At 63.3% G+C, this 19817-nt stretch carries 22 protein-coding genes; 13 read left to right on the top strand and 9 right to left on the bottom strand.

The features are described from left to right. Positions 1-82: 82 nt before the first annotated feature. Entirely contained in the window at positions 83-967 is an 885-nt protein-coding gene (locus ACZ2GY_RS01325; protein ID WP_056546006.1) for a LysR family transcriptional regulator, read from the bottom strand. A gap of 156 nt (positions 968-1123) precedes the next feature. Here ACZ2GY_RS01325 and ACZ2GY_RS01320 point away from each other — a divergent pair, with 156 nt between their 5' ends. The 4 genes from ACZ2GY_RS01320 to ACZ2GY_RS01305 are packed head-to-tail and all read left to right on the top strand — an operon-like array spanning position 1124 to position 4694. Next, on the top strand, positions 1124-2128 hold the full coding sequence (locus ACZ2GY_RS01320) for a Bug family tripartite tricarboxylate transporter substrate binding protein (RefSeq protein WP_056546004.1): 1005 nt from the start codon (positions 1124-1126) through the stop codon (positions 2126-2128). 38 nt (positions 2129-2166) lie between these two features. Further along, positions 2167-2730, top strand: coding sequence for a tripartite tricarboxylate transporter TctB family protein (locus ACZ2GY_RS01315; RefSeq protein ID WP_277359323.1), 564 nt, complete (start codon positions 2167-2169; stop codon positions 2728-2730). 25 nt (positions 2731-2755) lie between these two features. Further along, positions 2756-4270, top strand: a complete 1515-nt coding sequence (locus ACZ2GY_RS01310) for a tripartite tricarboxylate transporter permease (RefSeq protein WP_277359322.1) — start codon at positions 2756-2758, stop codon at positions 4268-4270. 22 nt (positions 4271-4292) lie between these two features. After that, positions 4293-4694 carry a universal stress protein gene (locus ACZ2GY_RS01305; protein WP_056545999.1) on the top strand — a complete coding sequence of 134 codons (402 nt, stop codon included), beginning with the start codon at positions 4293-4295 and terminating at the stop codon, positions 4692-4694. Here ACZ2GY_RS01305 and ACZ2GY_RS01300 read toward each other — a convergent pair whose 3' ends face one another. The 4 genes from ACZ2GY_RS01300 to ACZ2GY_RS01285 all read right to left on the bottom strand — a co-directional run bounded on the left by ACZ2GY_RS01300 (position 4695) and on the right by ACZ2GY_RS01285 (position 7749). After that, positions 4695-4958: a glutaredoxin family protein gene (locus ACZ2GY_RS01300; protein WP_277359321.1), complete on the bottom strand. Its 264-nt coding sequence runs from the start codon at positions 4956-4958 to the stop codon at positions 4695-4697. It abuts the gene before it with no gap. Positions 4959-4977: 19 nt separating this feature from the next. Then, the gene (locus ACZ2GY_RS01295) at positions 4978-5676 is read right to left on the bottom strand and encodes a FadR/GntR family transcriptional regulator (RefSeq protein WP_471672752.1); all 699 of its coding nucleotides are present in this window, start codon (positions 5674-5676) and stop codon (positions 4978-4980) included. A gap of 67 nt (positions 5677-5743) precedes the next feature. Beyond that, positions 5744-6877 (bottom strand): L-talarate/galactarate dehydratase, encoded by a 1134-nt coding sequence (locus tag ACZ2GY_RS01290; protein WP_277359768.1) that lies wholly within the window; start codon positions 6875-6877, stop codon positions 5744-5746. A 65-nt stretch (positions 6878-6942) separates the two neighbouring features. Then, positions 6943-7749, bottom strand: a complete 807-nt coding sequence (locus ACZ2GY_RS01285; protein WP_277359769.1) for a carbon-nitrogen hydrolase family protein — start codon at positions 7747-7749, stop codon at positions 6943-6945. Between the two features lie 61 nt (positions 7750-7810). On the opposite strand from ACZ2GY_RS01285, the gene ACZ2GY_RS01280 reads away from it, so the two are divergent. Continuing rightward, the gene (locus ACZ2GY_RS01280) at positions 7811-8305 is read left to right on the top strand and encodes a DUF427 domain-containing protein (RefSeq protein ID WP_277359770.1); all 495 of its coding nucleotides are present in this window, start codon (positions 7811-7813) and stop codon (positions 8303-8305) included. Between the two features lie 3 nt (positions 8306-8308). Here ACZ2GY_RS01280 and ACZ2GY_RS01275 read toward each other — a convergent pair whose 3' ends face one another. Further along, positions 8309-9421 (bottom strand): alanine racemase, encoded by a 1113-nt coding sequence (locus ACZ2GY_RS01275; RefSeq protein WP_471672750.1) that lies wholly within the window; start codon positions 9419-9421, stop codon positions 8309-8311. Between the two features lie 101 nt (positions 9422-9522). On the opposite strand from ACZ2GY_RS01275, the gene ACZ2GY_RS01270 reads away from it, so the two are divergent. Beyond that, on the top strand, positions 9523-10263 hold the full coding sequence (locus ACZ2GY_RS01270; protein WP_471672749.1) for a SurA N-terminal domain-containing protein: 741 nt from the start codon (positions 9523-9525) through the stop codon (positions 10261-10263). Between the two features lie 66 nt (positions 10264-10329). Here ACZ2GY_RS01270 and ACZ2GY_RS01265 read toward each other — a convergent pair whose 3' ends face one another. Next, positions 10330-11619 carry an adenylosuccinate synthase gene (locus ACZ2GY_RS01265; protein WP_471672748.1) on the bottom strand — a complete coding sequence of 430 codons (1290 nt, stop codon included), beginning with the start codon at positions 11617-11619 and terminating at the stop codon, positions 10330-10332. Positions 11620-11764: 145 nt separating this feature from the next. Further along, positions 11765-12334, bottom strand: a complete 570-nt coding sequence (locus tag ACZ2GY_RS01260) for a hypothetical protein (RefSeq protein WP_471672747.1) — start codon at positions 12332-12334, stop codon at positions 11765-11767. Positions 12335-12537: 203 nt separating this feature from the next. Between ACZ2GY_RS01260 and ACZ2GY_RS01255 the strand changes: the two genes are divergently transcribed. The 6 genes from ACZ2GY_RS01255 (at position 12538) to ACZ2GY_RS01230 (ending at position 17301) form a co-directional block, all read left to right on the top strand. Then, entirely contained in the window at positions 12538-13422 is an 885-nt protein-coding gene (locus ACZ2GY_RS01255; protein ID WP_471672745.1) for a DUF72 domain-containing protein, read from the top strand. Positions 13423-13498: 76 nt separating this feature from the next. Then, a complete protein-coding gene (locus ACZ2GY_RS01250) occupies positions 13499-14731 on the top strand; it encodes a saccharopine dehydrogenase family protein (RefSeq protein WP_346027882.1) in 1233 nt (410 codons plus the stop codon). A gap of 131 nt (positions 14732-14862) precedes the next feature. Beyond that, positions 14863-15618 carry a GAF domain-containing protein gene (locus tag ACZ2GY_RS01245; RefSeq protein ID WP_471672743.1) on the top strand — a complete coding sequence of 252 codons (756 nt, stop codon included), beginning with the start codon at positions 14863-14865 and terminating at the stop codon, positions 15616-15618. 244 nt (positions 15619-15862) lie between these two features. Further along, positions 15863-16102 (top strand): hypothetical protein, encoded by a 240-nt coding sequence (locus ACZ2GY_RS01240; protein WP_277359932.1) that lies wholly within the window; start codon positions 15863-15865, stop codon positions 16100-16102. 122 nt (positions 16103-16224) lie between these two features. Continuing rightward, positions 16225-16728, top strand: coding sequence for a MarR family winged helix-turn-helix transcriptional regulator (locus tag ACZ2GY_RS01235; protein ID WP_471672740.1), 504 nt, complete (start codon positions 16225-16227; stop codon positions 16726-16728). Positions 16729-16989: 261 nt separating this feature from the next. Further along, entirely contained in the window at positions 16990-17301 is a 312-nt protein-coding gene (locus ACZ2GY_RS01230) for a hypothetical protein (protein WP_471672738.1), read from the top strand. Positions 17302-17331: 30 nt separating this feature from the next. On the opposite strand, the gene ACZ2GY_RS01225 is transcribed toward ACZ2GY_RS01230, so the two are convergent. Beyond that, on the bottom strand, positions 17332-18345 hold the full coding sequence (locus ACZ2GY_RS01225) for an FUSC family protein (RefSeq protein ID WP_471672736.1): 1014 nt from the start codon (positions 18343-18345) through the stop codon (positions 17332-17334). 258 nt (positions 18346-18603) lie between these two features. On the opposite strand from ACZ2GY_RS01225, the gene ACZ2GY_RS01220 reads away from it, so the two are divergent. Beyond that, the gene (locus ACZ2GY_RS01220) at positions 18604-19788 is read left to right on the top strand and encodes a N(5)-(carboxyethyl)ornithine synthase (protein ID WP_277357346.1); all 1185 of its coding nucleotides are present in this window, start codon (positions 18604-18606) and stop codon (positions 19786-19788) included. Positions 19789-19817 lie beyond the last annotated feature (29 nt).

Genomic DNA, 19817 nt, shown 5'->3' with positions numbered 1-19817 from the left:
TTACTTCAACCGTAGGAAATCGGGTGATGCCTGTCCAAGCCCACTTTTGAATGGACTGATGCCCTGCGGGTATCAAAAGGACCTACAGGTCCTTGGTCCGGATGACCTCAAGGAGCCTGCCGAGGGCCGGGTTACGCAGCTCCCTGCTCCAAATGGCATAAAGCTCGACGGCGTCCGGTTCAATATCCGCCAGGCGCAGGTAGGAGACACCCTCTACCCCCAAGAGGCTTGTCGACTCCGGAACGAAGGCCACTCCCCGCCCGGCAGCAACCAGCGCCACCATCGTGAGGACCTGGCTCACCGTATGAACTACATTGCCGTGCTCCACCGGAATGGTGCGGACCACCAGGTCGTAGAAGTACCGGGCCTTGGTCGGCGAATGCATGATCAGCGGGACGCCCTTGAGGTCCGCCACCGTCAACAAGCGGTTCAGCTGGTCAAGCTCGTGCCCCGATGGGACTGCCAGCAGAAGATCCTCGGTGAACATCAGATGCGACTCGAAGAGATCAGCGTCGAAAGCCGGCCGGGCGAGGCCAAGGTCCAGGTCGCCGTCGATGAGCGCTGCCAGCTGCTCACCGGTGACGAGCTCCTGAAGCTCCACATCGACGTCGGGCAGTTCCGTTGCGATCTCCGTCAGCAGCGGCCCAAGGAGGCTGAAACCGGAAGCGGCGGTGAACCCGACCCGCAGTTGACCGGACTTGCCTGCCGCAATGCGCTGCGCCGTCCGCGGTGCCCTCTCGGCGGCGACGACGAGCTTCCTGGCTTCCACCAGGAAGGCGCGGCCGGCAGCAGTGAGCGACACTTTCCGGTTGTCGCGCAACAGCAGCTCGACGCCGACACTGCGCTCCAGTTTCTGGATCTGGCGGCTCAGCGGGGGCTGGGTCATATTGAGCCGTTCGGCTGCCCGGCCGAAGTGCAGCTCTTCGGCGACGATGACAAAACTGTGTGCCTGATCAAGAGTGAACATGATGCCTTCCGGGTATCACTTCATGCATATGTTGGCTTGGACATGCATCATAACCGCTCCGTACAGTCTTCTCAGGGCCGAGCCGTGAGTGCCATCACACCTTTGCTCCAGGCCTGTAGCCGAACAACGCCGTTCCTGAATGAGGAGTACCAACACGTGAAAGCATCATCTACCCGCCGCACCCTGATCACAACCACTGCCGCTGCCGGTGTTCTCGCCCTGTCAGCCTGCGGCGGTAACGTGGCCGGGGGCAGCGCTGAATCCGGCGAAGCGTTCCCCAGCGGCCCCGTAACGATCACTGTTGGCCAGGATGCCGGTGGTTCGACCGATCGCATCGCACGCGCCGTTGCCGAGGGGATGGCGGAAGACCTCGGCGTTGCCGTGCCCGTGGTTAATAAGGCTGGAGCCAACGGCGCGCTGGCCACCAAGGAAGTTGCCGCCATGGAGGCGGATGGACAGAATCTCATCCTCCTCAACGCCTCCCTCATCACCATCACGCCGCTCGCTGTCGGCGAGGACGAGGCAGTGAATCTGGACAATCTGGACGTCATCGCGGGTCTTTCCCAGGACGATTACGTATTGGTAGCCAGCCCGGAGTCCGGGTTTGAGACCCTCGCAGATATTCAGGAAAGCACCGAAGAACTGAACTTCGGCACCACCGGCGTCGGCACCGGCTCCCAGCTGGCCCAGGCGGTTCTTTTCGCCCAGGCCGAGATTGACGGAACCGCAGTACCGTTCGATTCAGGCTCGCCGGCCCTGACCGCTGTCATGGGTGACCAGGTCGACGTCGCCACAATCCAGCTTGGTGAAGCTCTCCCCCAGATTGAAGCCGGCACCGTCACGCCGATCGTTACCTTCGCTGAAGAGCGCCCCGAGTTCCTTCCCGACACCCCGACCGCCATCGAAGAAGGCTATGAGGTTCCCGTGTCGCAGTACCGCGCACTGGCTGCGCCCAAGGGTCTTCCCGAGGACGTGAAAGAGCGACTCATCGAGTCCGTGCAGTCGGTCCGTGACTCCGAGACCTACCAGGAGTTCAACCAGCAGAACATCCTGACCCCGTGGGAAGTAACCGGTGAAGAGGTTGTCGAGGAGTGGAACGCCCTCGCAGAGCAGTACAAGGCACTGGTTGAGGAGTACGACATCTCGCTTTCCGGCGAGTAAGAGCCCGTTTCCTGTCCCAGCCGAGACCATCAGCTGAAATGAGCATCACCATGAAGCGGAATCACGACTTCGAAGCCGAAAGCACAGGCACCGATGTCCCTGGCGTTCCAGATCTGACGCCGGAGGAACTCGCCGCCGAATGGGCGGCAGATTCTCCACCGCCGTCGGGCTCCACGGCCAACCTTGCCGCCTCACTCGTGGCGGCCGGCGTCGGCGTCGCAGGCATGGTCATTGCTGTTGGTCTCGGCCTGGGCACACCGGGCGAGCCACGCCCCGGGACGTGGCCGTTCATTATCAGTCTCATCATCGCCGTCCTCGCCCTCGCGCAGCTGGTTGTCGGCCGGCGCGGGGGTGTGGACGGCGAAAGATTCTCCCCGCTGTCCCGCATGGCAGGCTTCGGCTTCGTCACGCTGTTGGCCATGGTGTGGCTGATGCCGGTCATCGGCTTCGAGATTCCGGCGCTACTGCTGTGCTTCGTCTGGATGAAGTTCCTCGGTGGCGAGACCTGGCGTTCAGCCACTCTCTATTCAGTGCTCGTTGTTGCCGCTTTCTACGCCATCTTCATCCTGGGTCTGGGAACGTCCATCCCCCACCTGTTCTAAGACCTGACGGACCAAAGGACCCACCATGGATTTCTTCGACCCGGTTCTGAACGGCTTCGGCGTAGTGCTGGACCCGCAGAACCTCCTCTACTGCCTGATGGGCGTCGTCATCGGCATGCTCATCGGCGTACTGCCGGGCCTCGGCCCCGCAGCAACCATCGCGATCCTGCTGCCCCTGACCTACGGCATTGACCCCGTCACCGCGATCATCATGCTCGCCGGCATCTTCTACGGCGCCCAATACGGCGGAACCATCACCTCCGTCCTCCTGCGGCTTCCCGGCGAGGCGAGCTCCGTGGTGACCGTGTTTGACGGTTACGTCCTCGCCAAGCAGGGCAAAGCCGGAACCGCCCTGGGCATCGCGGCCATCGGTTCATTCATCGGCGGGACGGTCGCCATTATCGGCCTCACCTTCCTGGCGCCGCTCGTAGCCAGCTTCGCGCTCGACTTCGGCCCGCCGGAGTACACGGCCTTGGCGCTTGTCGGCATCCTGCTGGTTGCAACCATCAGCGGTGGAACCAAGATCAAGGCACTCATCGCCGCCGCCGTCGGCCTGCTACTGGCGACCGTCGGCCGCGACGTCTTCACCGGCGCCGAACGGTTCACCTTCGGTAACCTGAGCCTCGCCGACGGCATCGACTTCGTACCCATTGCGATGGGTCTGTTCGGAATCGGCGAGATCCTCTACAACCTTGAGGAGCGCCACCGGGCGGTCAGCGCACCGGCGAAGGTTGCCAATGTGTGGCCCTCCCGTGCGGACCTGCGCAAATCCTCCGGCGCTATCGGCCGTGGCTCCGTCCTGGGCTTCTTCCTCGGCATCCTTCCCGGCGGAGGGGCAACGATCTCCTCCATGGTGTCCTACGCGGTGGAGAAGAAGCGGGCCAAGGACCCCTCCCGCTTCGGCAAAGGTGCCGTCGAGGGCGTAGCCGGACCGGAGACCGCCAATAACGCGGCTGCGACGAGCTCCTTTATCCCGCTGCTCACGCTTGGCATCCCGGCCAACGCAACGATGGCCATCATCTTCGGCGCGCTGCTGATCCACGGCATCACCCCTGGACCTCAGCTGATCTCCGAAGACCCGGAGCTGTTTTGGGGCGTGGTGAACTCCATGTACATCGGGAACATCCTGCTCCTGATCCTGTCCATCCCGCTGGTGGGGTTGTTCGTGAAGATCCTGCGGGTTCGGGCCGCCATCCTCGCCCCCATCACGGCGCTGATCACCATCCTCGGCGCGTACACCATCCGTAATTCAATGTTCGATGTGCTGCTCGTGGTGCTCTTCGGGGCGCTCGGCTATCTGATGAAGAAGTTCGGCTTCGAGCCCGGGCCGCTGGTTCTGGCGTTCGTGCTCGGTGAGCTCCTCGAGTCGAACCTCCGCCGCTCGCTGCTGGTACTCGAAGGCGACGTCTCGGGCTTCCTCACCCGCCCCATCTCGGCCACCCTGCTGGTGATCTTCGTCCTGGTAGCAGTGGGCCCCATGATCAAGTCCGCCCTGGCCCGCCGCCAGCGCGACACCACCCGCGTTAACGCAGATTCCTAATCGCACACTTCTAGGAGAACCCATGAGCATCATGGTCGGCTACGTGCCCACACCCGTCGGCGAAGCGGCCGTCGCAGCAGCAATCACCGAGGCGAAGCTCCGCGGCGAGGAGCTGCTGATCGTCAACTCCGTGCGCGAGGGCTCCCGCGTGGACAAGTCGGTTGCCAGTGACGAAGACCTTTCGCGGCTGCAAAAATCAGCCGCCGACGCCGGCATCACCGCACGCGTTCTTCGCCCCTCCCACAGGGATGACCTCGCGGACGAAATCCTCGAGCTCGCGGTCGAACACGACGTCTCGCTGATCGTGATCGGCCTTCGCCAGCGCACGCAGGTGGGCAAGTTCATCATGGGCTCACACGCTCAGCGGATCCTCCTGCAGGCGGACCGCCCGGTACTCGCGGTGAAGCCGGACGGCCGCGACTGACTAACCGAGCAGGTTCAGCTCGCGAAGCTTCGCCTCGACGTCAGGGTTGGTCGGTTCGACCTGGTGCGCGCCGTCCGGGTACACCACTACCGGAATGTTGGTCCTGCCGGAGATGCTCTTGGCTTCTTCAGCGGCATCCGGCGTTTCAACGAGGTTGATGTACTCGTAGCTGATGCCGAGTTCATCCAGCTGCCGCTTGGTGCGGATGCAGTCACGGCACCAGTCGGCCCCGTACATCCGGATGGTTTCTGGGTTTTTGGTCATGCGTCCATCGTACGGCGAGCTAGGAGCCGGACTCCTGGCCCAGCCGGGACCGCGAGTTGACCAGGTGCAGCCGCATGGCAGCGGCGGCGGTCAGTGAATCCCCCGCAGCTATCGCGTTGCGTACCGCACGATGCTCTGCGGCGACGCGCTGCAACCGCTCTGACTGGCCGCCGTCGTCGGCTGGTTCAAGACGCTCCGGCGGCATCGCAATCATGGCGGGCCCCAGTGACAGCAGCGCGTCAACGAAGTAGAAGTTTCCGCTGGCCTCGGCCACAGCCCGGTGGAACGCGAAGTCGCAGGAGACCGCCGTTGCCGCGTGGTTGCCGGCTGCGTCGAATGCCTCGAGGGCGCTATCGAGCGCGGCAATCATGGCAGGCGTGGCGTTACCGGCCGCAAGCGCAGCCGCCTCACTCTCCACCCCCGCGCGAAATGACAGCAGCGCGCGCCGCTCCTCCAGGGTCCGGGGCCGCCGCATGCCGCCCGTCGAGTCTTCGTCCGGGGACGGCGGGGTCAGCGCGAAACTGCCGCTCCCCCGCCGCGTGTACACAAGCCCCTCGGCCTGGAGACGCGATACCGCCTCCCGCACCACTGTGCGGCTGACGCCGAACTCGCCGATGAGCGCGCTTTCGCTCGGCAGCTTCTCGCCGGAAGGGATGGTGCCATCCACAATCCGACGGCGGAGGCTGTCGACGAGCGAGACTGCCAGCGTTTGCTTCATGCGCTTAATGCTGACACGACGTTACGGCTGACACGGCCAGGGCCGCTGCCTGCCACAGCCAGCCTGATCAGCGCCGGCCGAACTCGACGCTGTCCGTGGTCCACACCCGCGCCTGGTCGCTGAAGGTCACGCCCAGTCCCGGGCGGTCGGGGACGATCATGCGGCCTTCACGGGTCTCAAGCCGTTCGTTGAACAGCGGGTCCAGCCAGTCGAAGTGCTCAACCCACGGCTCGCGCGGATACGCAGCGGCGAGATGCAGGTGAATTTCCATGGCGAAATGCGGCGCAAGGTCCAGCCCCGCCTGGTCCGCCAGGGTGGCGAGCCTGAGGAACTGGGTAATGCCGCCGACGCGCGGGGCGTCAGGCTGGATGATGTCGCAGGCGCGGGTGGCAATCAGCCGCTCATGCTCAGCGACGGAGGCGAGCATCTCGCCCGTGGCGATGGGGGTATCAAGTGCCAGTGCCAGCGCGGCGTGCCCCTCGGCGTCGTACGCGTCCAGGGGTTCTTCAATCCAGACCAGATCAAACTGCTCAAGCTTGCGCCCCATGCGCAGGGCGGTGGCTCGGTCCCACTGCTGATTCGCGTCCACCATGAGCGGCACGTCCGGGCCGATGTGCTCGCGAACCGCCGCGACGCGGCGCAGATCCTCCGCGGAATCCGGCAGACCAACCTTGATTTTGATGCCGCCGATACCCTCGGCGAGTGACTGCGAGGCACGCTCCTTCACCTCGTCAATCGACGCGTTGAGGAAGCCTCCGGAGGTGTTGTAGGTGCGCACCGAGTCCCGGTAGGAGCCGAGCAGCTTGGCCAGCGGGAGTCCGGCGCGCTTCGCCTTCAGGTCATACAGCGCGATGTCCAGTGCAGCGAGCGCCTGGGTGGCAACACCGGAGCGGCCCACCGAGGCGCCTGCCCAGAGCAACTTGTTATACAGCTTGGCGATGTCGTTGGGATCCTCACCGATCAGAATCTCGGCGACTTCCCTCGCGTGTGCATACTGCGCCGGGCCGCCTGCCCGCTTCGAGTAGGAGAAGCCGAGCCCGGACACCCCCTGCTCCGTGAGGATCTCCGCGAGGAGGAAGACCACTTCGGTCATGGGCTTCTGCCTGCCGGTGAAAACCTTGGCGTCGGAGATCGGTGTGGCCAGCGGCAGCGTGACGGTGGAGAGTTGAACGTGGCGGATCGCATCGGGCGTGTAAGTCATCGCGGAAGCCTTCTAAAGAGCGGATCGGATGACTTATCGTACAACTACATAACTTGTCCTACAAGTTAGTGACCCTCGACGATCTCCTCATTCCGCGCGAACCGGCGGTTCCGCAGCACGGGCAGGAATTCACGCACTTCTTCGATGCGCTTCCGGGTCACCTCGGCCGTCACCACACCCTGCTCCTCGTCGTTCAGGAAAACCTGCGGAACGCCCATCGGATCGAGGATGGCCGAGTGCCCGATCGTGTGTGAGGACGACGTCCCCGCCGCCGCGATCCACACCGTATTCTCGATGGCCCGCGCGCGCAGCAGCGTCTCCCAGTGCTCGATTTTGTGGTCCCCCTTGAACCACGCAGCAGGCACCAGCACGACGTCGGCACCACGGTCTGCGAGCGCCCTCGCCTGCTCCGGGAAACGGAGGTCGTAGCAGGTCATCAGCCCCACATTGAGGCTACCGACCGGGACCACGGTGATTCCGCCGTCGCCCGGTTTGATGCGCTGCGACTCGGAGTAGCTGAAGGCGTCATAGAGGTGCAGTTTGCGGTAGGTGTCCACAATCCGCCCGGTGTCCTCGATGAGCACCAGCGTGTTGTACGGGCGTTCTTCGCCGCTGGACTCATACCCGCCGGCGACGACGGCGATCTTCAGTTCCGCCGCCAGGAAAGAGAGCTGCTGCACGAAGACGGACCAGCCTGCGTCCACAGCAGCAGCGAGCGCACCCTCAACTTTCCCGATCGAGAACATGGATTCCTCGGGGAAGACGATCAGCTCCGACCCGTCCTCCACCGCCTGGCCGGCGAGCTCCCGCATGGTCGCGACATTTGCGGAGACGTCCCCGCCCGGCCTGAATTGTCCAACACTGATCTTCATCGCGGACCTCTCGGATAGGAAGTGGGGCTGTTTCAAGGGTACCGAAGAGTAGCGTGGCCCCATGGGTATCAGCAGAGAGAAGCCGGGGCCGGGCCAGGAGTCGGTGTGGGACTACCCGCGCCCGCCCCGCGTCGAAAACTATCCGGGCGTCGTCGTTCTCGAATTCGGCGGTCAGGAGATCGCGCGGACTCAGCGCGCCATGCGCGTCCTGGAAACGAGCCATCCGCCCGTCTTTTATGTGCCGCAGGCGGATTTCGCTCCGGGCACCCTGCACCGGGTGGATGGAACCACCTGGTGTGAATTCAAGGGAGCGGCTACCTATTACGACGTCGTTGCCGGCTCAGCACGCGCGGAACGGTCCGCCTGGACGTACCTTGAACCCACGGCCGGCTTTGAGCAGCTGACCGGAACCATTGCCGTGTATCCGGGCCGGATGGACCGTTGCCTCGTTGACAATGAGGTGGTCCAGGCTCAGCCCGGCGACTTCTACGGCGGCTGGATCACCTCGAAGGTGGTGGGTCCCTTCAAGGGCGCGCCGGGCACCTGGGGCTGGTAGCCCTCAGAACTGCGGGTGCCACAGCTCCGTTGAGTTGCCGTGCACTGCAAGCGCCGTTCGCCACCGGTCAAAGACGGAGCAGGGGTGGGAAATGCCGAGATCAACGGTGTCGCCCACCTGAAGGGACCCGGCGCTATCCACCACCGCATGGTGGTCAAACAACCGAACGACGACGCCCGTCGGCTCAGGCAGCGCCTCACCGTCCCGGTGGTGTGCCACGAGGGTGGGCAGGCCGGCGTCGTATGCCAGCTCCCGCTTCCCCGCACCCACGATTGCCCGCCCCTCTTCCGGCACGGAAAGCACGACGGCGCGCACCACCGCTGCGGCCCGCAGGTCCGGCAACGGGGAAACATCCGCGTAGGTGCCGTGGTCGTGAATGACGTAGCAGCCGGAACGGAGCACGCTCAATGCTCCTTCCGGAAGGAATTGTGCAGCACGGTCCTGAAAGGCCGACCCGCCGACCGAGAAGAGTGGCCGCTCGACCTCGAACTGGCTCCGCAGCGCATCGAAGACTTCCATCGCCGTCCGGCAGTGCGCGTCGATCACCGCCAGGTTCTCGGGGGTCCTTACATTCGGCGCAATCCCCTCGTAGGCGCTGATGCCCGCGAGGCGGAGACCGCGGGCATCCTTCACCGCTGCGGCGAGACGGGGAGCCTCCGCAGGATGTCGGATGCCGGTGCGCCCGCCCGGAATACCGACGTCAAGCAGCACGAACAGCTGCCGGTCAGTGTCCTCGAATCCGCGCGCGAGTGCTGAGACGGCAGCCGAAGAGTCAGCCAGGCAGTACACCTCGACGGACGGATTGATCTCCAGCAGCCGGCGCAGTTCGCGGACCAGCGGAGGAAACACCACTTCGTTGGCAATCAGGATCCGCCGGGCACCCCAGCCCACGGCATGGGCTGCCTGCGCCGTCGTCGCGACTGTTACTCCCCACGAACCCGGAAGCTGACGCTGGACTATTTCGCGGGTCATCGTTGTTTTGATATGCGGAGCCAGCACCATGGAGTGTTCCACCGCCCACTGCTCCTTGAGCTCAATGTTGGCATCAATGGCATCAACATCAAGCAGCAGCTGCGGGAGGCTGGTCAGGTGCAGGTCGGCGCTGAAGTTCGGCATCTTGCGCATCCTACCGTCCAGCGTCCGTCCAGCCGACGCCGAGCCGACACACATTCCCGATTGCTACAGTTTTACGTCGGTCATCAACATGAGGAGAGTCCGTGAAGAAGAAGTTGCTCTTGAGCGTTGTCCTGGCGGGCTCGCTCGCCTTCGCAACTGGCTGCGCCGGTAACACCGAGGCAGAGCCTGCACCGAGTGAAAGTGCAGCAAGCACACCGGCTGAAGCCCCTACCCCCGATCTTGAAGGGGTCCCGGACGTCGTCGCAACCGTCAATGGCATCGAGGTCACCAAGGAAGAATTCACCACTTCCTATGAGGGCGCCTTCACGCAAATGTCCATGCAGTCCCAGGTAACCGGGCAGGAAGTCGACCAGGAACAGCTGAAGACGCAGACACTCGACAACCTCATCGGCAACAAGCTTCTCATCCAGGAGGCTGACGCCCGTGGGATCGAAGCCAGCGAGGAAGCCATCACAGCGACAACTGATGAGCTGGTTGCATCGAACCAGTTCACGTCCGCTGACGAGCTGTTCGCGGCGCTTGAAGAGAAGCAGGGCATTCCCAAGGAGGAAGCCATCGAGCAAATCAGGCAGCAGGTCCGAATCGATGCGCTGCTCGCAGAGGAAGGCGCGGACGCCGCGCCGACCGAGGAGGAATTGAAGGCTCTGTACGAAGAGGCCAAGGCCTCGGGAGCCGCGGCCGCGCAGGGCGGAGAAATCCCGCCGTATGAGGAAGTGAAGTCGCAGCTTGAGCAGCAGGCCAAGCAGCAGAAAACGTCGGAAGTCGCGCTTGCACTGGTAGAGAAGCTGCGTGAAGAGGCCGACGTCGTCAATAATCTCTGAGCCAACCCGGACAATAAGAACGGCCAGGTCCCCGCAACGGGAATCTGGCCGTTCTTATGAGAAAAGCTAACCGCCGATCAGATCATTGATCACGATCGTCTGGTCGCGGTCCGGGCCAACGCCGATCGCGGAGAACCGGGCACCGGACATCTTCTCGAGCGCCCGCACGTAGGCCTGGGCGTTCTCCGGCAGGTCCTCAATGGTGCGTGCGCCGGTAATGTCCTCGGTCCAGCCGGCAAAGTACTCGAAGATCGGCTTGGCGTGGTGGAACTCGGTCTGCGTCATGGGCATTTCATCGTGGCGGACGCCGTCCACGTCGTAGGCCACGCACACCGGAATCTGCTCGATCCCGGTGAGGACATCGAGCTTGGTCACGAAGTAGTCGGTGAAGCCGTTGACCCGCGCAGCGTGGCGGGCCAGCACGGCGTCATACCAGCCGCAGCGGCGCGGCCGGCCGGTGTTCACGCCGAACTCACCGCCGGTCTTCTGCAGGTAGATGCCCATGTCATCGAACAGTTCGGTGGGAAACGGCCCCGCGCCTACCCGGGTGGTGTAGGCCTTGATGATGCCGACGGCGCGGCTGATCCGGGTGGGCCCGATGCCGGAGCCCACCGACGCTCCACCCGCGGTCGGGTTGGATGACGTCACGAACGGGTAGGTGCCGTGGTCCACGTCGAGGAACGTGGCCTGGCCGCCCTCCATGAGGACCACCTTGCCGGCGTCGAGCGCTTCGTTGAGCACGTACGTGGAATCGATGACCAGCGGGCGCAGCCGGTCGGCGAAGGACACGAAGTACTGGACGATTTCCTCGACCTCGACGTCCCGCCGGTTGTACACCTTGAGCAGGAGTTCGTTTTTCTGCTTGAGCGATCCCTCAACCTTCTGGCGAAGGATCGACTCGTCGAAGACGTCCTGTACGCGGATGCCAAGGCGCGCGACCTTGTCCATGTAGGCCGGTCCGATGCCGCGACCGGTGGTTCCGATGGCGCGCTTGCCGAGGAAGCGTTCCGTGACCTTGTCGAGGACCTGGTGGTAGGGAGCAACGAGGTGTGCGTTGGCGGAAACGCGCAGCTTCGAGGTGTCAGCGCCGCGTGCCTCCAGCCCTTCGATCTCCTGGAACAGAGCCTCGAGGTTGATGACGCAGCCGTTGCCGATGATCGGAATGGCGTTGGGGCTGAGAATGCCGGCGGGAAGGAGCTTGAGCTCGTACTTCTCTCCGCCGACGACGACGGTGTGCCCGGCGTTGTTGCCGCCGTTTGGCTTCACGACGTAGTCCACACGCCCGCCGAGCAGGTCTGTGGCCTTGCCTTTGCCTTCATCGCCCCACTGGGCTCCGACGATCACGATTGCTGGCATGGGATCCTCCCCCATTGTTTGGCGGCAACAAGTACGCGCCGCGTGCCGCGCGAAAAGGTGCCGCCGTGCATGAGAATGCCCCAAGACTTGTAAGAAGTCCGGGGCTCTTACCACCCAAGTTTAGCGGACAACACAAAAGGAGACGCTAGAGAAGGTCTGAGCTGTTGATGAACCCGACAACCATCGCCGTCCACCAGCAGGTTTGCGAAATTGCGAGGCAGATCAGCAGGTGAACCCGCATCCCGGCGGGGACGTCGCCAAACCGGGTCCCTGCCGGCATGGAGTTCAGCCGTCGCATGCACGGTATGAGGAGGATCCCGTTGAGCATCAGCACCAGCACCGCGCAGACCTTGATGATGGTCAGGGGATTTTCCATGGCCGGGTTGATCAGGGCGCCGGTGACCAGCAAGCCTGCGAGCCCACCCCAGATGATGGGCATAGCCGCAGACTCTATCCGGCTGGTCTCGACCAGTTTCCGCCGCGAGATCAGCCAGAGGAACCCCACCCAGTCGACCAGCAGGACAGCACCGAATGCCGCGACCAGGGAGATGGTATGCACAATGAGGGCAACCTTCGCGACCCCCGGATCAACCTCGAGCAAAGCGCCGATCGTCACGGACAAAATCCAGGCTGCCGTGGCGCCGACGGCAAAGAGTGCAATGCGCGGAGGTGAATAGGAGGTTCGCAGGGAAACGCGGGGTAGGGCGGAATCCATGATGTTCAGCTTCTCTGGGGTGCCACGCTGGTCGCGACGGACGTGAGGGAACGGGTGTCTCCGACTCCTTTCACGTCGGCCCCCAACAGTGAACTGAGGACTGCATTTTACGCCCGACACAACTGCCCCAACAAGGACAATTGCCTCAGCCAACTGTCCGGCGCCACTGGTGCCGGAAGCGCCGCGCGGGGTAGCGTTCGCCCATGTCGGATTCCCAGGCCCGAGCCCGCTGCGGCATCTCCGGTTGGCGGTACGCACCCTGGCGCAAGTCCTTCTACCCGGCCGGCCTTCCGCAGCGCCTCGAACTTGAGTACGCCGCGTCCCAGCTCGACACCATCGAGATCAACGGGACCTTCTACTCGCTCCAGCATCGCGACAGCTTCCTCCGCTGGCGGGACACCGTGCCGGGTGACTTCCGGTTCTCCGTCAAGGGCCCGCGCTACATCACGCACATGCTCGGACTACGGAATGCCGAGACCGCGCTGGCCAACTTCTTCGCCTCCGGAGTGCTTGCCCTTGGCGAGAAACTCGGGCCCGTTCTCTGGCAGCTGCCAGCTACCCGCCGCTTCGATCCGGAACTCCTGGATACCTTCTTCTCTCAACTACCCAGAACGACGACGGCGGCCGCCTCCCTCGCCCGCGGCCACGATGAGCGGCTCAAGGACCGGGACTGGGTCACAACTGACGCGGACCGGCCCATTCACCATGTGCTTGAGCCTAGGCATGAGAGTTTCGGCGCCGAGCAAAGTTATGAGATTCTGCGTCGTCACGGCGTCGGGCTGGTGGTGGCGGACTCGGCAGAGAAGTGGCCGCAGTTCCGGGAGGTGACCGGCGACGTCGTCTATGTCCGGCTGCACGGCAGCACCGAGCTCTACACCAGCGGTTACACGGAGACAGAGCTGGACGAGTGGGCGGCGCTCAGTGAGGGCTGGCTGTCCGGACGTGCCTGCCCGGACGGGCGCGGTCGCGACGTCTACCTGTATTTCGACAACGATGTGAAGGTCCACGCCCCGTTCAACGCGATCGGACTCGCTCAGCGATTGGGCGGGCGCAAACCCCAGAACGACGACGGCCCTGCACCTTCGTAAGGCCAGGAGTGGTTGCATCAGCTCCAGGAATCCGCCCACATATGTCGCGAAGACGCTGCCATGGAAGACTGCTGGCATGGAGGCACCAACGCGCGACCACGACCTCGTCCTTTTCGGTGCGACTGGTTTCGTCGGTGAACTGATCGCCGGATATCTTGCGGACCACGCTCCGCCGGACCTGCGCGTGGGACTCGCCGGAAGGTCGAGAGGAAAGCTGGAGACCGTACGGTCCAGGCTGCCCGTCACCGCACACGATTGGGCTCTCATCGAGGCTGACTCGGAGAACCCTGACTCGCTCGCTGCGCTGGCCGCGGGCACCAGGGTTCTCTTCACCACGGTCGGTCCCTACGCAAAGTATGGGCTGCCCGTCGTCGAGGCATGTGCCCGCGCCGGCACCCACTACGGTGACCTGACGGGCGAGGTGTCCTTCATTCGCGAAGCCATCGACCGCTGCGACACTCTGGCAAGGACTACCGGCGCACGGATCGTCCATGCGTGCGGCTACGACTCCGTCCCGTCGGACCTCGCAGTGCTCCTCCTGCACCACGCCGCGGAGACTGACGGCGCGGGCGGACTGATCGAAGTGCAGCTCGTCGCCAGGGCGAAGGGTGGCTTCAGCGGCGGCACCATCGAGTCGATGCGCGGGCAGCTCGACGGCATGCGGTCGGATCCTGTGCTGCGTTTCCTCGCGGGTGATCCCTATTCCCTCAGTCCGGACCGGACGGCGGAGCCCTCCACCCGGCAACCGGCGGACCTGGGATGGGTCGGCCGCACGGAGGGCGGCCTGTGGACCGCTCCCTTTCTCATGGCGTCAGTGAACACGCGGATCGTTCGTCGCAGCAATGCCCTGCAGGGTTGGGCCTACGGACAGTCCCTGCGATATGGCGAGGTGATGGGTATGCAGCGCGGGCCCGCCGGGGCCGTTCTTGCCGGAGCGACGGCGCTCGGCCTGCGGGTGTTCGGCACCGCACTGGCCCTACCGCTCACGAGGAAATTACTGGACCGCGTCCTTCCCTCGCCCGGGGCGGGCCCGAGCGAGGCCGCGCGGCGATCTGGCTGGTTCCGTTCCCAGGTGACTGCTTCCACCCAGAGCGGCCGGCGGTACCGGGCCGTCGCAGCCGGATCCGGGGACCCGGGATACGCCGCCACCGCCGTCATGGCCGGAGAGGCAGCGCTCTCGCTTGCCCTCGACGGCGACCGCCTGCCGCCCGCGGCAGGATCGCTGACCCCGGCGACCGCCCTCGGCGACGTCCTGGTTGAGCGGCTTCGCGCGGCAGGCCATACCTACGAGGTCATTCCCCTCACCTGACGAAAAGCGTCTAGGCTGGGATGATCAGCACGCTTATCATCCCAGCCTCCTGCTTCCTACCGCTCGGCTGCTGCTGGGATCGCTAGTTGGATTGCCCTGGAGGTACGTTGAACGAGCAAGTGCAGATTGACATGACGTCCACGGCTTTGTCTGAGGCGGAGTTGAGTGTTGAGGATCTGTGGATCCGTTACTACGGACTTGGAGGCGGCATCTCAGCGTTCGAGGTGCAGTGCTACCTGACGGGCCAACTGTCATTGCCGTCTCTGGAACGAAATCTTCTGGCCGAAGCCGCCAATGAACTGCTTGAGCTGACAACGGTGCAGACCCGTGTACCGGTTCATTCCGAGAGCGACGCCGACCCCCCTGACAGGGACCCGCGACGGGGACTCGGTGCGGCAGGGGCATTCCTGTTCAGCGCCGTCGAACAGGAGAATGAACGCTTGGCCGCATTGGACCGGACCCGCTTACTGGACTCCTTCCCCGAGGCCCGGTTTGATCGGTACACGCAACAGGCAAAGGAGCACTTCCAGGTCAGCTCGTCAATCATCGCTTTGCTCGATGACCGGCGCTTGTTTCTCAAATCAGTGCTTGGGCCGATTGAGCAGAATCTGCCGCGGGAGATCACTTTCTGCGACACGACGGTCCGGAACGCCGGCCCGCTCATCATCAATGATGCACTTGAGGACGAACGGTTCCGGCAGAACCCACTCGTGCTGGGCGAGCCATTCATCCGCTTCTATGCCGGTTACCCCTTACGGGGACCCGGTGGATGGACCGTGGGCACACTGTGCGTCATCGATCAGAAACCACGCGACTTTTCCGTCGAAGACGGGCAGTTCCTCAAGGACCTGGCCCGCCTCGTCCAGGAAGAAATTCTCAACCGTTGATCCCGGGCGCGAGCTTCGTGGGCTCACGGCGCGAGTCGGGTCAGGTGAAATGGGTTTGGACGGGCGCGGACTGTTACTGTCTCGCAGCGAAAGCCGCCGGATGCTGAGTAGTGCTACGCACTCTTAATCCACGTGAAACGCATCAGGATTGCGGGACGGTTATGATTCTGACTGCCACGAGATTTCACATCTCGGGCTGGGGTCCAGAAGCAGGCCCGAAAGTGCTGATCGATAGGCGATTACTTTGAGTTCCAAACTCGGCCCCTCTGACCCATTCCCCGAAGACCTCAGTGAGCTCGCGCTCACTGAGGTGGAGATCCTCAACAGCAAGGTGCACCGCGAGCTTGACCTTGAATACGTTCGGGACGGCACGCCGTCGTTCGAGACGGAAATCCGCAAGGAAGAACTTACGGATGAACTTGACCGCCGCGATGCTGAACTGGACGAACAGGACGCTCCCCTGATCCGGCTTGTCCAGGGTTGAGCGTTTCTTGTGTAAAACCACGGCATAATACTCAGGTGAAATAGGGCCACCATCAGTAGGCTTACCTATCAACAGCCCGCGAGTGAGGTGACCGGGCTGGCACAAAGGGAAGTTGGGAACCAGTGGAAATCAACTCATGGTCGATCGGTCGGCTGCTCAATACGGCAGCCCGGATGAACGAACGCTACGAGAACGAGCGGCTGAAAGCCCATGGGATCACCCACTCCGGCCTGACTCTGTTGCGGGTCCTCTCCGATCGATCGGCGGTTGCCCAGGCCCGCCTGGCCGCCGTGCTGCATATTCAGCCGCAGACTGTGGGCAAGACCGTGGAGCGGCTGGAGCTGCGAGGCTTTGTGCACCGGGTGCGTGACCAAGAGGACCGCCGTGTCCTCCTGGTCGAGCTCACTGCTATCGGCCGGCAACTCCTGTCGACTCTGGAGGCAGAAGAGGAAGAATTCGATCGGTCCACCGGGCTGGCTAATCAGAACCTTCGCGCCGCGTTGGAAAACGTCATAGTTTCTCTTCATCCTGCAGTCTCCAACGTCGATCAGCAGCAGGCCGGCTTGGCGAATTCGGAGCTGATTTCACTTTCAGCTCCGGTTCGCGGTGACCGCCAGAGCGCCTGAAACCGGAGAATTTCGCGGCTTTGGCTGCAGGTTGAAGTGGTCGAACCGTCATCGCGCCCATATCGCAGCCCTGCGATCTTGTTCTCCTTGAATTGCGTGGAGCAAGCTTCTAGCGCGCTATCAGCGAATACGAAGCGGGCTTACATACTGCTGTCAGCCATCTCTCGGGTCCTAGCCATGCCCTTTCTCTAGCGTTGAAGGCGTAACGCTTCAATGACAGGGAATAAAAACATGGCAGGTTTGAGCAGGATTCGTATTGGTATGGCCGTACTTGATCGGACCGGCGCTCTCATCGGTGTCGTGAAAGCTCTAGAGCTTGCTCAGGGCGTGAAACCATCACCGGACCTGGTACTTGATGGAGCACAGGCCCGAAGAATGCTGGCCGCAGGAGTGCGCTGCAATGACGGCACACATACGCCCTCTTTCAAAGGGCGGCTGGTAATCGAAACCCCCGACGGCGATGACATTGTCGAATCGTTGGACTCGATCCACCGAGTCGCGGACACTGCTGTCCACCTTGCAGTGGTGCGTCGTGTCGAGAAATCCGGCGAGGGTTCACTCGAAGGTGTGTGAGACGACGCAGCTATCCAATCAACATTTCCGTCAGTCCGCGTGACCCGCGCGGGCGCCCTCCAGCCGGATCCTGACGGCTGCCAGTATCCGCTGCAGGGCCATGGCAACAGTGGCACCGGCGCTCATCGACGCCGGACCCCCGGAACGATGCTCATCAAGTCCAGCGTGGAGCCGTTCAATACTGCGTTCTGCATGCTTGATGGGTTCCTGTGGGTCCGCCTGCCCGTCCCAAGCGTCCAGCACGTCGGCTACCGCGAGAATCGCTTGGCTGAGTGGTTCACATAGGGTTGCCGGCAGTTCCACCGGGAAGGGCTTTCCCCACACCGCCCCCGCGAGTACCTCGGTTAGGTCGCGGATATGGAAGGTGACATTCTCAAGGGCAGCCAAGTCCTCATAATCTGCTTCCAGGTTCCGCTTATGAATTTTTGCCCGCGGGTTGCCCTTCCTGCTGTCATCAGCGAGGTGGATGGTCCCCCGCACTTCCGCTGCCGCTGCAGCCAATGCATCATTTTGGCCGGCCCAGTCCTCGCGGGTGGGAGGCCAGCTCTCCGTCAGCGCGATACCGACGTCGTTGAGGTGACGCGACAGGCTCCGACGGAAGCGTGATGCCTTCTGTACAGCAGAATCGAATGTCAGGGGCGGAAGAACCAGGAGGTTGACCAGGAGCCCTACGGCTATGCCCACGATCATCTGCACAAGGTAGCCGATCGCGTACCCGCTTGCGTCCTGGCCGCCCACAATCAGGACGAATAGCGCCGCGATGGGCAAGTATTCCTGGCCCGGGGCTCCAAGCCAGCGCATGCTGCCAATCAACACACCGACGGCGACCACGAGCGAGATAGTCAGGAAGTTTGGCGCACCGACAACCAGCACGATCGCGGCGAGGAGAATACCGAGGGCGAGCCCTGCGAGGATCTGCAGACCGTATTTCGCCGACCCTTTGAGCGTTGAATGCATGCTGAGCAACGCGCCGAGCGGGGCGTAGTAGGGGTATTCATCCACGACTCCGGGCATCAGCGGCGCAACCACCCAGGCTATACCCACGGCGAGGGCAGCCTTGCAGGCAAGTAGCAGCCTCGAGCGTGTGACGGAGGGCTTCAGCCAGCCCAGCCTGTTCAATAGCGTGCGTTGCGTGTCCTGTGGCAAAAATTCCTATCTTGGAAGAGGTCGATTAACAAGCATACTTACTATCGTATGCCGGGGTGAAATGAAGTGGTTCCTTGATATAGCTTCCCGCAGAGCCCCGGCATGCCTGTAACGTTCAAAGCAAGGAACCCATTCGGTTCCGCGACAGGAGCGATCATGGCAGATAAGTCCCCCCGCCAGGCACCATCCGAGACCGATCGCCTCACCCTCGGCGTCCTTTCCAGCACCCGAAAACCTGATGAGCGGCGCCTGCCGATACACCCCCTGCATCTGACACGCATTGCCCCCGAATTGCTGCAGCACCTGATCCTGGAAGAAGGGTACGGTGAGCGTTTCGGTGTTTCAGACTCCCAGCTGGCACCACTCGTAGGCGGCATCGTCCCACGCGAGCGTGTACTGGCGGAGGCCGACGTCGTTCTCCTGCCCAAACCGCAACCCGAGGATCTCGCCGAACTCCGCGACGGGCAGATCCTGTGGGGATGGCCGCACTGCGTTCAGGATCGGGCCATCACCCAACTGGCAATCGACAAAAAGCTCACGCTGATCGCCTTCGAGGCGATGAACCACTGGGCCAGCGACGGCGGCTTCGGCCTGCACGTGTTCCACAAGAACAACGAACTGGCCGGCTACTGCTCAGTGCTGCACTCCCTCGCCCTGACCGGCGCTACCGGCGACTACGGACGGCGGCTGAGCGCCGTCGTCATCGGCTTCGGGGCAACGGCACGCGGGGCCGTCACCGCCCTCAATGCCCACGGCATCCATGACGTCCAGGTTCTGACCAACCGGGGAGTGGCCGCCGTCGGATCACCCATCCATTCGGTACGGATCGCCCAGTTTGACCACAATCATGAGGCACCGTTCCTCAGCGAGGTCATCACCGAACGCGGACGGGTACCGCTGGCGCCATTCCTGGCCGAAAGGGACATCGTGGTCAACTGCACTCTGCAGGACCCAAATGCACCGTTGACCTACCTGAGCACCAAGGACCTGGACGCTTTCAGGCCCGGCAGCCTGATTGTTGATGTTTCCTGCGATGAGGGTATGGGCTTCAGTTGGGCCAAGCCGACCACCTTTGCCCAGCCTATGTTCACGGTGGGCGACCACATTGACTACTACGCGGTCGATCACAGCCCCTCCTACCTCTGGAATTCCGCCAGTTGGGAGATCAGCGAGGCTCTGCTGCCCTTCCTGGAAACCGTCATCACAGGCCCGGCGGCCTGGGCTCGGAGCGAGACCATCAGCCGCGCGATCGAAATCCGCGAGGGGGTCATCCTGAACCCGGACGTACTGCAATTCCAGCAACGAGAACCCGAGTACCCACACCTCCCAGTGCCTGCTTGAAGGAGGAACACCGCAGCCCTTCGCGCGGT

This window comes from Arthrobacter sp. KKT183, from assembly GCF_055657625.1.
Note: the sequence above shows the minus strand (reverse complement) of the source record. Positions and strands in the feature narration are given on the sequence as shown.